The following is a 13,440-nucleotide window of genomic DNA, read 5'->3' on the forward strand; positions in this document are numbered from 1 at the left end:
CGTACCACGAGCCGTACAGCGCCCGCTCCCGCTCCACGAGCAGCGGCAGGGGCTCACTGCTGGTGACCAGGTCCCGCAGCGGATGCCGCTCCAGGACCTCGTCCACCTCCGGCGTCAGCGCCGCCGCCAGACGAGACGCCGCGGGACGGCCCTCGTCCCGCAGGGCGTCGACGGCGGTGAGGATCACGTCGCGCAGTCCCTCCTCCTCGGGCACGCCGGCGGCCGCCCGCTCGTACAGACGCGCGCCCTCCTCCAGGACGAGGTCCGTGTCCATGCCCGCCGGGATCTTGATCTCGGCGTGATGGCGCCAGGTACCGACCGGGTCCCCCCATGCCTCGACGGTGAACGTCCACAGGCCGGGTTCCCCGGCGGTGACCGTCGCGCCCCACCGGTCCGTCCCCGGGGCCAGCTCCCGCATCGGCGTCCACGGGCCGGGGCGGCCCTCGGGGTCCTTCAGGACCGCGTTGGCGGCGACCGCGTCGTGCCCCTCCCGGAAAACAGTCGCCGAGATCTCGAAGGTCTCGCCGGTGACGGCCTTCGCCGGCCGGCGTCCCTGCTGGACGACCGGGCGGACATCCAGTACGGGTATGCGCCCGACGGCGGTCGCCTCGCTCACGGGTGGTGGTGGCGACGCCGGTGGACCGGTGTCGGCCGGGCGCGCGGGGCGTGCTTCGCCGCCGGGCGCGCGCGCCCCGGTGGTGCGGCGGTTGGGGGGTGCTGGCGAATGGTGCTTGGCGGGCATGACCGCTCCTGTCCGCGTCAACGTGGGTAGGCGGATGTCTGTGGGGAGGTGGGTCCTGCGTGGTGCTCCTGAGAGGGGTACCCGCAGGAGCCTTCCCACCCTATTCGGGTGGGCAATCCGGCACTTTGTTAACTACTCACGCGTATGTCGACACACAAGACCGGCCTCGTCCGCGACGGACGAGGCCGGCCCCTGGCGTGGCTGCTCCTTCGCCCTACCCGCGCGGCACCCGCAGTAATTTGTCCGGCGAACCGATGCCCCGGCCGGAGACCTTCCCGGTCGCCGCTCCGGCGGTCAAGGCCCTCCCGACCTGGGCCGGAGTCGCTTTCGGATGATCCGCCAGAAAGAGCGCGGCGGCGCCCGCGGCATGCGGAGACGCCATCGAGGTACCCGAATAGGTCGCCCGCGCGGTGTCGCTCGCGGCGGACGCGGAGGTGATACCGACGCCCGGAGCGAACAGATCGAGGGCCGGACCGTGGTTGGAGAAGGCCGGTTTCCTATCCCCCCGGCCGGTCGCGCCGACCGTGACGGCCTGCTTGACACTGCCCGGTGAGTACAGGCCGGCCTGCCTGCCGTCGTTGCCCGCGGCGACCGTGTAGGTGACGCCGGAGGCGATGGAGGCCCGGACGGCGGCGTCCAGCCGGTTGTTGCGCGGGCCGCCCAGGCTGAGGTTGGCGACCGCGGGCTTCTTCGCGTGCCGGGTCACCCAGTCGATCCCGGCGATCACCCGGGCCGTGGTGCCCCCGCCCGCGGCGTCGAGGACGCGCACGGAGACGATCCGGGCCTTCTTGGCGACGCCGTGGGCCGTCCCGGCGGCCGTGCCGGCGACATGCGTGCCGTGGCCGTTGGCGTCCGAGGCGACCCTGTCGTTCCCGACGAAGTCCCAGCCGTGGCCCGCCCGGCCGGCGAAGTCCTCGTGAGTCGTCCGGGCGCCGGTGTCGATCACGTACACCGTCACCCCCGCCCCGGCCGACCGGGGCCAGGTGTAGCTCCGGTCCAGCGGCGGCTTCGGCTGGTCGACGCGGTCCAGCCCCCAGGACGGCGGGTGCCGCTGGGTGCCGTCGAGCCGTACGCGAGTGTCCTGGACGACCGAGGCGACCCGCGGATCGGCGGCCAGCCGCCCGGCCCGTCTCGCGTCCGCCCGGACCGCGTAGCCGTTCAGGACCGTGCCGTAGGTGTGGCTGATCTCCACTCCGTACTGTCCGGCGAGGCCCGTTCCGGCCGCCGACCGGGCTCCGGTGCCCTCCTTCAGTGTCACCAGGTAACTTCCGTGCACGGAGCCGGGTGATCCGGCGCCGAGTATCCGCCCCTCCGGTACGGCGTGCGCGGGCAGGGTGATGGCCGAAAACGCCGCGGCGCAGATCGCCGCGGCCAGGCCCCCCGTCCAGCGCAGACGCCGCTCACGCGTCCGAGCCATGGTCCGAGTTCCCCTCCTCGAGGCGGCGTACGGCTGCCGCGCGGCGCCGCGTGCGGCGGGCGCGGGCCGGTACGCCAGAGGCAGCCTCTCGTGGCGCGTGAAGCACCACAAGGACGCCTATGGGGGCGGAATCGGCCATATCCGCGGATGGTGCTGTTCAGGCCGATCGGGGGGCGGCTCGCGGAGCCTCAGCGGCGGGGGCACCGACGCCGGTACTGTCGTAGGAGACGTCGTCGAAGCCCTGCGAAATCCAGCGAACGCGCCGAGGTGGAACCCGTGAAGGCGATCCGTCGATTCACCGTCCGACCCGTTCTCCCCGACCCCCTCCGGCCCCTCAGTGATCTGGCCCGCAACCTGCGCTGGTCGTGGCACGCGGAGACCCGTGACCTGTTCCGGTCCGTCGACCCCGAGCGGTGGGCCGCCTCGGGCGGCGACCCCGTCCGGCTGCTCGGCAGCGTGCCGCCCGCACGGCTGGCGGAGCTGGCCGGAGACCAGCCGTTCCTGCGCCGCCTCGCCGCGGTCGCGGGCGATCTGCACGACTACACGACCGGCGACCGCTGGTACCAGACCCAGCCCGAGGAACTGCCCGCCGCCATCGCCTACTTCTCACCCGAGTTCGGCATCACGGCCGCCCTGCCCCAGTACTCCGGCGGCCTCGGCATCCTGGCCGGCGACCACCTCAAGGCGGCCAGCGACCTCGGCGTCCCGCTGATCGGCGTCGGCCTGCTCTACCGGCACGGCTACTTCCGCCAGACCCTGTCCCGCGACGGCTGGCAGCAGGAGCACTACCCCGTCCTCGACCCGAACGAGCTGCCCGTCGTCCAGCTCGAGGAGCCCGACGGCACACCCGCCCAGGTCGCCCTCGCCCTGCCCGGCGGCAAGCAGCTGCGCGCCCGGATCTGGCTGGCGCAGGTCGGCCGGGTCCCGCTGCTGATGCTGGACTCCGACGTCGAGGAGAACGACCTCGGCGAGCGCGGCGTGACCGACCGGCTCTACGGCGGCGGCAGCGAACACCGGCTGCTCCAGGAGATGCTCCTCGGCATAGGAGGGGTCCGGGCGGTACGGACGTACTGCCGCCTGACCAGCCACCCCGAGCCGGAGGTGTTCCACACCAACGAGGGGCACGCCGGGTTCCTCGGGCTGGAGCGCATCGCCGAACTCTGCGCCGCGGGGCTGGACTTCGACTCCGCGCTGGAGTCGGTCCGCGCCGGGACCGTCTTCACCACCCACACCCCCGTCCCGGCCGGCATCGACCGCTTCGACCGCGAGCTGGTCGCCCGCCACTTCGGCCCCGACGCCGAGCTGCCCCGCATCGACGTCGAGCGCGTCCTCAGGCTCGGCATGGAGACCTACCCCGGCGGGGAGCCCAACCTCTTCAACATGGCCGTGATGGGCCTGCGCCTCGCCCAGCGCGCCAACGGGGTCTCCCTGCTGCACGGCAACGTCAGCCGGGAGATGTTCTCCGGCCTGTGGCCCGGCTTCGACGCCGACGAGGTACCGATCACGTCCGTGACCAACGGGGTGCACGCCCCCACCTGGGTCGCCCCCGAGGTGTTCCGGCTCGGCGCCCGGCAGATCGGCACCCAGCGCGCCGAGGACGCCCTGACCGTCGGCGGCTCGGACCGCTGGGACGCGGTCGCCGACATCCCCGACCAGGACATCTTCGACCTGCGGCGGGTGCTGCGCGAGCAGCTCGTGACCGAGGTGCGCGAGCGGCTGCGGGCCTCCTGGCGGCAGCGCGGCGCCCATACGGCCGAACTGGGCTGGGTCGACGGGGTGCTCGACCCGGACGTCCTCACCATCGGCTTCGCCCGGCGCGTCCCGTCGTACAAGCGCCTGACGCTGATGCTGCGCGACCGGGACCGGCTGATGGATCTGCTGCTGCACCCCGAGCGGCCGGTCCAGATCGTCGTGGCGGGCAAGGCACATCCCGCGGACGACGGCGGGAAGCGGCTGGTGCAGGAACTGGTGCGGTTCACGGACGATCCACGGGTGCGCCACCGGATCGTGTTCCTGCCGGACTACGGCATAGGGATGGCGCAGAAGCTCTACCCGGGCTGTGACATCTGGCTGAACAACCCGCTCAGGCCGCTGGAGGCCTGCGGCACGTCCGGCATGAAGGCCGCGCTCAACGGCTGTCTCAATCTGTCCGTCCTCGACGGGTGGTGGGACGAGTGGTTCCAGCCGGACTTCGGCTGGGCCATCCCCACCGCGGACGGTGCCGGGACCGACCCGGACCACCGCGACGACATAGAGGCCGCGGCGCTGTACGACCTGCTGGAGCAGCGGGTGACGCCCCGCTTCTACGACCGCGGGCAGAGCGGGCTGCCCGACCGGTGGATCGAGATGGTCCGGCACACGCTGAGCCTGCTCGGTCCGAAGGTGCTGGCGGGGCGGATGGTCCGCGAGTACGTCGAGCGGCTCTACGCACCGGCGGCACTCGCCCACCGCTCGCTGGAGCCGGACTCGGCGCGTGAGCTCGCCGAGTGGAAGGGGCGGGTGCGGGCGGCCTGGCCGGGGGTCACGGTCGACCACGTCGAGACGTCGGCCTCGGCGGCCCTGGCGGAACTCGGCACGACACTCGCGTTGCGCGTGCGGGTCGGGCTCGGGGACCTCGGACCGGACGACGTCGAGGTGCAGGTGGTCTCGGGGCGGGTGGACGAGGAGGACCGGATCGGTGACGCGACGGTCGTTCCCCTGAAGCCGGTGGGTGTGCCTGACCAGGACGGGCGCTGGGTGTATGAAGGGCCCTTGTCGCTGGATCGCACCGGGCCTTTCGGGTACACGGTGCGGATTCTTCCCGCGCATCGGCTTTTGGCTTCCAGCGCGGAGCTGGGGCTGGTGGCCGGGCCTTCCGAGGAGCTGGTGGAGGCTGCGGGGTTGTTGATGAGGTGAGGTCGCCGTCCGCGGGTGCGCGGGGGCTGAGCGCGCCCACGTGGCGGAGCCGCATATCGATACGGCCCCGCGCACCTTAAGCGGACTCACCACCCTGCGTCGACAAGTTCCGCAGGACGGCGCCGCACCGACGCGCATAGGCGTGCTGGATGCCCCGGGTCGCCGGGCCGCCGGCCCTCGCGTACCACTTGGCCGCGCGGCTGAACGCGTTCACCGTCAGCCAGACCGTGCCGTCGCCCGTGCGGTCGACCACGAAGGACTCCTCGCCGGACTCGGGGTGGCCGGTCAGGGTGCCGTAGGCCCAGCCGGCGCGGCGGGGTTCCTCGACCGTCCAGACCACGCGGCAGGGGGCCTTGATCATGCCGGCGAGGGTGACGGTGACGTCGACGCCCGGGGCGGCTCGTTCCGCGCTCGCGTCCAGGCCGACGCCCATCGCGCGGTGCATCTCCCAGGTGAGGACGGCCTCCGACGCCCGGCGGAAGACCTCCTCGCCCTCGCCGAGGCGGGTGCGTACGTTCATGGCGTGGAAGCCCGGCGGGCAGAAGCCCTCGTCACGGGTGGCGCCGACATCGGCGTAGGTGAAGTCTTCCGAAGACATGGTCACCAAGAGTAGGGCGGTACCCGGACCTGCCTTCGCTCCGGGTACCGCCCATGGGTCGTGCTTCGGTCAGCCGACGTTGACGGCCGACCAGGCGGACGCGACCGCCTTGTACTCGGTGCTGGACGCGCCGTACAGCGCCGAGGCCGCGTTCAGCGTCGCCGTGCGGGCCTGCGCGTACTTGGTCGTCGACGTCATGTACGTCGTCAGCGCCTTGTACCAGATCTGCAGCGCCTTGGTGCGGCCGATGCCGGTGACCGTGGAGCCGTTGGAGGTGGGCGAGTTGTAGGTCACGCCGTTGATCGTCTTCGAGCCGCTGCCCTCGGACAGCAGGTAGAAGAAGTGGTTGGCGGGGCCGGAGGAGTAGTGGACGTCCAGCCCGCCGAGGCTGGAGGACCAGCTGTCCTTGGACGAGCCGTCCTTGCTGGGCTTGTCCATGTAGCGCAGCGGGCTGCCGTCGCCGTGGATGTCGATCTCCTCGCCGATGAGGTAGTCACCGACGTCGGAGGAGTTGTTGGCGAAGAACTCTGCGCCCGCGCCGAAGATGTCACTGGTGGCCTCGTTCAGACCGCCGGACTCGCCGCTGTAGTTGAGGCCGGCGGTGTTCGAGGTGAGCCCGTGGCTCATCTCGTGCGCGGCCACGTCGAGCGAGGTCAGCGGGTTGGTGTTGCCCGAGCCGTCGCCGTAGGTCATGCAGAAGCAGCTGTCCGACCAGAAGGCGTTGACGTAGTTGTTGCCGTAGTGGACGCGCGAGTAGGCGGCCTTGCCGTCGTTGCGGATGCCGCTGCGCCCGAAGGTGCTCTTGTAGAAGTCCCAGGTGATCTGGGCGCCGTAGTGGGCGTCGGCGGCCGCGGTCTCCGCGTTGGACGGGTTGCCGGTGCCCCAGACGTCGTCGGAGCCGGAGAAGAGGGTGCCGGTGCCGGAGGTGCCGCGGTTGAGGTTGTACGTCTTGTGGCCGCCGCGCGTGGCGTCCGTCAGGTTGTAGGACGACCCGGACTGGGTGGTGCCGAGGGTGACCTGGCCGCTGTAGGTGGTGTTGCCGGTGCCGGTCTCGATGCCCTGGTACTCGTAGAGCTTCTTGCCGGTGGCGGCGTCGGTGACGACGTGCAGCTCGTTCGGCGTGCCGTCCTCCTGGAGGCCGCCGACGACGGTCTCGTAGGCGAGGACGGGCTTGCCGTTCGCCGCCCAGATCACCTTGCGGGGAGCGGAGCTCGCCTCGGTCTTGGCCGAGCCGGCCGCCTTGGCGAGGGTCACGGCCTGCTTCTCCGCCTTGGCGGCGGTGACCGCGGGGGTGAGCGAGGCGACCTTCAGGGCCGCCTCGGTGGCTCTGGTGACGCCCTTGGCCGCACCGGACTTCGACTCGTGCACCACGAGGTCGCCGCCGAGGACCGGCAGGCCCGCGTAGGTGCGCTCGTAGCGGGTGTGGACCGAACCGTCGGCGTCCTTCACGACGTCCTTGACGACCAGCTTCTCCTGGGCGCCGAGGCCTATCTCGTCGGCGGTCCGCGTGGCGTCCGCCTGCTGCTCCTTGATGAGCGCCGTGCGGGCCGGCGCGGAGAGCAGCACGGGGGCGGCGGCCAGGGCCGGCTTGCTCGCGGAGTCCGCGGCGACGCTGCTGCCGGAGGTCAGGCCGGTGGTGAGCAGGGCACCGGCGGCGACGGCGGTGGCGATGGCCAGCGTGGCGCGCTTTTGACGCGCGTAGACAGAGGTGGACACACAAGCTCCTCGGTGTGGGGGAAGTGCTGCGGTGCTGTGCGGCGTGGGGGAAGAGTGGCAGTCGAGACGCGTACATGTCAGGAGTGGGCGTGATGTTGGCCGGAAATCGACGACGAGATGTGCGCGAGGGCATGTGAAACGGACGCCGCCCCGGGGGATTCGAACCCACCGGGGCGGCGCCCTGACTTGAGGGCCTACGGGCCTACGGGCCCACGGGCCGACGGACCTACGGACCTACGGAAAGGTCAGCTTCCAGCTGTTGATGTAGCCGGTGTCGATGGCCGCGTTGTCCTGCACGCGCAGCTTCCAGACGCCGTTGGCCACTTCGGAGGACGCGTTCACCGTGTAGGTGGTGTCGATGTTGTCCGCGCTGCCGCCGGTGCCGTACCCCTTCAGCGTGTACGCCGTACCGTCGGGGGCGACCAGCTCCACCTTGAGGTCACCGATGTAGGTGTGGACGATGTTCACCGCGACCTGGAGGTTGGACGGCGCGTTGCCCGTCCGTCCGGAGACGGTGACCGACGAGGTGACCGCGGCGCCCCGGTCCGGGATCGCCACGTCGGCGGTGTTCTCGAAGGACGTGCCTCCGCCGCCTCCGTCGCCGGGGCGGGTGCCGACGTTGATGCCCGCCCACGCGTGCTGGACCGCCTTGTACTCGGCGCTGTCCGTGCCGTAGAGCTCACCGGTGGCCGCGAGGGTGCCGGTACGGGCGCCCGCGTAGTTGGTGGTCGAGGTGAACTTCGTGGTGAGCGCGCGGAACCAGATCTTCTCCGCCTTGTCCCGGCCGATGCCGGTGACCGGAAGGCCGTCCGAGGTGGACGAGTTGTACGTGACACCGTTGATGGTCTTGGTGCCGCTGCCCTCGCTCAGCAGGTAGAAGAAGTGGTTCGCCGGGCCGGACGAGTAGTGCACGTCGATGGAGCCGATGCCCGAGTACCAGCTGTCCTTGGACGCGCCGTCCTTGCTGGGCTTGTCCATGTAGCGCAGCGGCGTGCCGTCGCCGTTGATGTCGATCTCCTCGCCGATGAGGTAGTCACCGACGTCGGAGGAGTTGTTCGCGTAGAACTCGACGGTCGCGCCGAAGATGTCGGAGGTCGCCTCGTTCAGACCGCCGGACTCGCCGCTGTAGTTGAGGCCGGCGGTGTTCGAGGTGAGCCCGTGGGTCATCTCGTGCGCGGCCACGTCGATCGACGTCAGCGGGTTCGCGTTGCCCGAGCCGTCGCCGTAGGTCATGCAGAAGCAGCTGTCCGACCAGAAGGCGTTGACGTAGTTGTTGCCGTAGTGGACCCGGGAGTACGCGCCCACGCCGTCGCCGCGGATGCCGGAGCGGCCGTGCACGTTCTTGTAGTAGTCCCAGGTCAGGGCGGCACCGTAGTGCGCGTCGGCACCTGCGGACTCCAGGTTGGACGGGGTGCCGTTACCCCAGACGTCGTCCGGGCCGGAGAACAGGGTGCCGGTGCCGGAGGTGCCGCGGTTGAGGTTGTACGTCTTGTGGTTGCCGCGGGCGCCGTCGGTGAGGTTGTACGTCGACCCGGACTGGGTGGTGGTGAGGTCGACCGTGCCGGAGTACACGGTGTTGCCGGTGCCGGTCTCGATCGCCTCCCACTCGTAGAGCTTCTCGCCGGTGGTGGCGTCGGTGACGACGTGCAGTTCCTGCGGGGTGCCGTCGTGCTGGAAACCGCCGACGACCGTCTCGTAGGCCACGACCGGCTTGCCGTTCGCGGCCCAGATCACCTTGCGGGGCTCGCGGTTGATGCCGGGGTTCTTGGCCTCCTCGGCCTTCCCGGCGGTCAGGGCCTGCTGCCGGGCCTTCGCGGCGGGCACCGCGGTCTTCGTCGTGGCCGGCTTGATGGCGGCCCGGGTGGCCTTCACGACGGCCGCGGTGGCGTCCGCCTTCGTGCTCTCCACGACCAGGTCGCCGCCGAGGACCGGCAGGCCGTCGTAGGTGCGCTCGTAGCGCGTGTGCACGGTGCCGTCGCGGTCCTTCAGGGCGTCGCGGACGACCAGCTTCTCCTTGGTGCCGAGGCCGAGGTCCTTGGCGGTCTCGGTCTTGGCGGCCTCGGCGTCGCGGATCAGTGCGGCGCGCTGGGCGGGGGTGAGCTTGACCAGCTCCGAGCCGGGGTTCGCCTTGCTCGCGGCCGACGGTGCCTTCTCCGGGGCTGCGACGGCGGTGCCGCTCTGGACGGCGGCGGCGATCAGCGCGGCGACGCCGGCGAGGGCCACGGCCGCGGTGCGGCGGGTGGTGTGGGGAGTGCGTCTGTGGGAGGTGCCTCTTCGTGAGGAACTGCTTCTCAACACTGACTCCTTCTGCGGGACCGGGGATCGCCCGGCCTGGGGAGGTGGAGGTGTTGCTGTGGGGTTCCTGTGGAGCAGTCGTGGGAAGCGTGGCAGGGGACTGCGCTTTCTGTCAGGACCGCGTCAAAATTATGGCCGGAAACGGTTCGTTGTCCGGAAGTTCATGTTCGCTATACGGACGCTTCGCCGTCCTCTGGCAGGTCACCGTGCCAGGAGTGCCACAGCGCCGCGTAGGCCCCGCCGGCCGCCACCAGCTCGTCGTGCGTGCCGAGTTCGGTCAGCCGGCCGTCCTCCATCACCGCCACCCGGTCGGCGTCGTGCGCGGTGTGCAGCCGGTGCGCGACGGCGATGACCGTGCGCCCTTCGAGGACCGCGGCCAGGGCCCGCTCGGTGTGCCGGGCGGTCGTCGGGTCGAGCAGCGCGGTCGCCTCGTCGAGGATCAGTGTGTGCGGGTCCGCCAGCACCACCCGCGCCAGGGCGAGTTGCTGGGCCTGCGAGCCGTCGGTACGGCAACCGCCCTGGCCCAGCCGGGTGTCCAGCCCCTGCGGGAGCTTGCGCACCCAGACGTCGGCGCCGACCACCGCCAGCGCGTCCCACAACTCCTGGTCCCCGGCGGAGGGTTCGGCGATCCGCAGGTTGTCGCGGACCGAGCCCAGGAACACGTGGTGCTCCTGCGTGACCAGGACGACCTGGCGGCGCAGCCGCTCCGGCCCCAGCCCGACGACCGGCACACCACCGACCGTCACCGAGCCGGCGGTCGGCGCGTCGATGCCCGCCATCAGCCGGCTCAGCGTGGTCTTGCCGGCGCCGGACGGCCCGACCATGGCCAGCCGCTCCCCGGGACGCACCGTCAGATCGACGCCGCGCAGCACCTCGACGCCCCCGTCGTACGCGTAGCGCACCCCGAGGACATCGATCCGGTCACCGTCCGGATCCGGAGCCTCGCCCTCACCGGCGGCGCGCGGCGCCCGGGCCAGTCCCTCCACCCGGGCGAACGAGGCGCCACTGCTCTGCAGTTGCTCGACCCGCATCAGGATCTCGTCCAGCGGGCCGCTCAGCTGGTGCAGATACAGGGCCGCCGCCACCACCGCCCCGAGACTCATCGCGCCCGAGGAGTGCAGCCCGCCGCCGATCACCAGCACCCCCGCCACGGGGAGGATGTACGACACCTCCACGGCCGGGAAGAACACACTGCGCAGGTAGAGCGTGTGGAAGCGGGTCCGGCGGGATGTCTCCAGGGCGTCCCGGCTCGCGGTCGTGCGCTCCCTTTCGAGGCGGAACGCCTCGACCGTGCGGGCGCCGGACGCGGTCGCCGCGAGGATCTCCGCGACGTCGGAGGTGGCCGCGCCCTCGGCGAGATAGCCGTCCCGGGCCCGGCGCAGGTACCAGCGCAACGCCAGCCAGATCGGTGTCAGTCCGAGCACGCCGAGGGCGCCCAGCAGAGGGTCCAGGAGGAACACCGCGCCGACCAGGAACAGGCACTGGACGAGGTTGATGAGGAGGATCGGGCCGGCGTCGCGCAGGGTGGTGCCGACGGTGGTGACGTCCGAGGTGCCGCGGGCGGTGAGGTCGCCCGTGCCGGCGCGCTCCACGACCGACGCGGGCAGGGCGAGGGCGCGGTCCACGAACCTCTCCCGCACACGGGCGAGGGTGCGTTCGCCGAAGCGGTGGCCCACGTAGCGGGCCCAGCGGGCCAGGAACAACTGGGCGAGGGCGCACAGGAGGAGGGCGAGGGCGAGCCGGTCCACGGCTGCGACGCCGTGGCCTGCCCGGACGTGGTCGATCATCAGGCCGAGCAGCCACGGTCCCGCCAGACCGGCCAGGGCGGCCAGGGCGTTGAGACCGAGGACCGTGCCGAAGGCCCGGGTGTCCGCCCGTACGAGGTCCAGCATCGCGCGTCGGACGTCCTGCCGTGCGGCGACGGGGAGGTGGGTGCGGGTCATCCCAGGGCCTCCTCGGGCTCCTCGATGTTCTCGGTTTCCTCGGTGTCCCTTGCGACGACGGCCCGGTAGCCGGGGACGGCGTCGAGGAGTTCGTGGTGGGTGCCGGTGGCGACGACCTTGCCGTCCTTCAGGAAGTGGACGGTGTCCGTGTGGTCGAGGACCAGGGGGGAGGTGGTGGTGACGACCGTGGTGCGGCCCTGTCGTGCCGTGCCGAGCCGGGCCGCGACCGTGGCTTCCGTGTGGGCGTCCAGGGCCGAGGTGGGCTCGACGGTGAGCAGGACCTCCGGGTCGGCGAGAAGGGCTCTGGCCAGGCGGATGCGCTGGCGCTGGCCGCCGGAGAGGTTGCGGGCCTGGGCGGTCATCGGCGTGTTCAGGCCATCGGGGAGGCCTTGGACGATGTCTTCGGCCGCGGCTGTATGCAGCGCCTTCTGGGTTGCCGGGTTCTGTGGTGCGGCGTCCGCGGGTGCGTCGTGGTGGTTCGCGCCCCGCGGCGGAGCCGCACAGGGAGACGGCCCCGCGCCCCTTGGAGGCGTGCCCCGAGCGCCGATCATCTGGTCCAGCGAGCCTGCGAACAGGTCCGCCTCGTGGTCCGCCAGCAGGATGCGGGCCCTGACCTGGCTCAGGGCGATCTCGTCCAGGCGGGTGCCGCCCCACGTGGCGCTCGACGGGGTGTAGCGGGCCAGACGGTCCGCCACCGCCGTGGCATCGGCGGGGTGTTCCGCCACCAGCGCCGTCAGGCGGCCCGGCCGGATCCGTACGCCCGACTCGGGGTCGTACAGCACCGAGGGCTCGGACGGGGCGTCCCGGGTGCCGGTGTCGGTCATCGGCTCCAGGCGCAGGAAGCGCACGACCCGCCGGGCGCACACCAGACCGCGGCTGATCTGGTAGCCGCACTCGACCCAGAAGGCGACCGGGCCCACCAGGACCGCCACATAGCCGTAGACGGACACCAGCTCGCCCACGGTGATGTGGCCCCGCGCGGCCAGGCGGGCCGCGAGCCAGGTCACCACCGCCAGGAACAGGGTCGGCAGACCGATGCCGAGGGCCTGGACCCAGCTGGTCACCGCGCCGACCCGGTAGCCCTGTTCACGAAGCCGCTGGGAGTCCCGGCGGAAGGCGTCCGAGACCAGGCCCTTGCCGCCCAGACCGGCGAGGACCCGCAGGCCGCCGGCGAGGTCGCCGATGCGGGCCGTCAGGACGCCCTGGCGTTCGCGGTACTCCGCCTCCGAGCCCTGAAGGCGGCCGAGCAGCGGGCCGACCAGCAGGACGATGACCGGGATGCCGAGCAGGACGACCGCGGCGAGCAGCGGCGAGACCGAGATCAGCAGGGCGGCGACCACCAGGTAGGCCACGACCGCGCCCACGCCGGGGCCGACGACCGTCAGGGACTGGCTGATCGTCTGGACGTCACCCACGCCGATCGTGACGACCTCACCCGCGCCCATCTGCCGCGACAGCGAGGAGCCGAGCCGGACGGCCTGGCCGACGACGACCTTCACCGTGCGGAAGTTGGCGTCCATCCGGACCCGGGTCATGATGCGGTGGCGCATGATGCCCAGCCAGGCGTTGAAGGCGCCCACCGCGAACAGCGCGCCGCTCCAGAGCGCCAGCGCGCTCATGTCGCCGGGCCCCAGGCCGTCGTCGATCGCCCGGGACATCAGATACGGCGTCGCCGCCAGCAGCACCATCCACACGCTGCCGAACATCGCCCCCGCGGCACACCGCCCGGGCTGCCGGGTGACCAGCCACCACAGGTAGCGGGCACCGCCGCGGTGGTCGGGTGTGCCGGGGTCCTCGTACGCGTCGATCATCCGCCCGCCTTCATGCCGCCGCC

The 13,440-nt window shown here is 71.9% G+C and carries 8 protein-coding genes; 1 reads left to right on the plus strand and 7 read right to left on the minus strand.

All coding sequences use genetic code 11. The features are described 5' to 3' along the window. Together G3I77_RS39270 and G3I77_RS39275 are read right to left on the minus strand one after the other, a co-directional pair. A partial coding sequence (locus G3I77_RS39270) for a maltotransferase domain-containing protein (protein ID WP_248511975.1) occupies nucleotides 1-742 on the minus strand: 742 nt, incomplete at its 3' end. Nucleotides 743-956: 214 nt separating this feature from the next. After that, entirely contained in the window at nucleotides 957-2,159 is a 1,203-nt protein-coding gene (locus G3I77_RS39275) for a S8 family peptidase (RefSeq protein WP_248511976.1), read from the minus strand. A 276-nt stretch (nucleotides 2,160-2,435) separates the two neighbouring features. Between G3I77_RS39275 and G3I77_RS39280 the strand changes: the two genes are divergently transcribed. After that, the gene (locus tag G3I77_RS39280; RefSeq protein ID WP_248511978.1) at nucleotides 2,436-5,054 is read left to right on the plus strand and encodes a glycosyltransferase family 1 protein; all 2,619 of its coding nucleotides are present in this window, start codon (nucleotides 2,436-2,438) and stop codon (nucleotides 5,052-5,054) included. Between the two features lie 76 nt (nucleotides 5,055-5,130). On the opposite strand, the gene G3I77_RS39285 is transcribed toward G3I77_RS39280, so the two are convergent. The 5 genes from G3I77_RS39285 to G3I77_RS39305 form a co-directional block, all read right to left on the minus strand. After that, complete coding sequence (locus tag G3I77_RS39285) at nucleotides 5,131-5,652, minus strand: DUF1990 family protein (protein ID WP_248511980.1); 522 nt, start codon at nucleotides 5,650-5,652, stop codon at nucleotides 5,131-5,133. Between the two features lie 69 nt (nucleotides 5,653-5,721). Continuing rightward, nucleotides 5,722-7,368 carry a M4 family metallopeptidase gene (locus G3I77_RS39290; RefSeq protein WP_248511983.1) on the minus strand — a complete coding sequence of 549 codons (1,647 nt, stop codon included), beginning with the start codon at nucleotides 7,366-7,368 and terminating at the stop codon, nucleotides 5,722-5,724. A 234-nt stretch (nucleotides 7,369-7,602) separates the two neighbouring features. Continuing rightward, nucleotides 7,603-9,663 (minus strand): M4 family metallopeptidase, encoded by a 2,061-nt coding sequence (locus G3I77_RS39295; protein WP_248511985.1) that lies wholly within the window; start codon nucleotides 9,661-9,663, stop codon nucleotides 7,603-7,605. Nucleotides 9,664-9,833: 170 nt separating this feature from the next. Beyond that, nucleotides 9,834-11,606, minus strand: coding sequence for an ABC transporter ATP-binding protein (locus G3I77_RS39300; protein ID WP_248511987.1), 1,773 nt, complete (start codon nucleotides 11,604-11,606; stop codon nucleotides 9,834-9,836). Then, entirely contained in the window at nucleotides 11,603-13,417 is a 1,815-nt protein-coding gene (locus G3I77_RS39305; RefSeq protein ID WP_248511989.1) for an ABC transporter ATP-binding protein, read from the minus strand. The genes G3I77_RS39300 and G3I77_RS39305 overlap by 4 nt, the downstream gene beginning before the upstream one ends. Between the last annotated feature and the right edge of the window lie 23 nt (nucleotides 13,418-13,440).

Source organism: Streptomyces sp. D2-8, assembly GCF_023184515.1.
GTDB lineage: Bacteria > Actinomycetota > Actinomycetes > Streptomycetales > Streptomycetaceae > Streptomyces.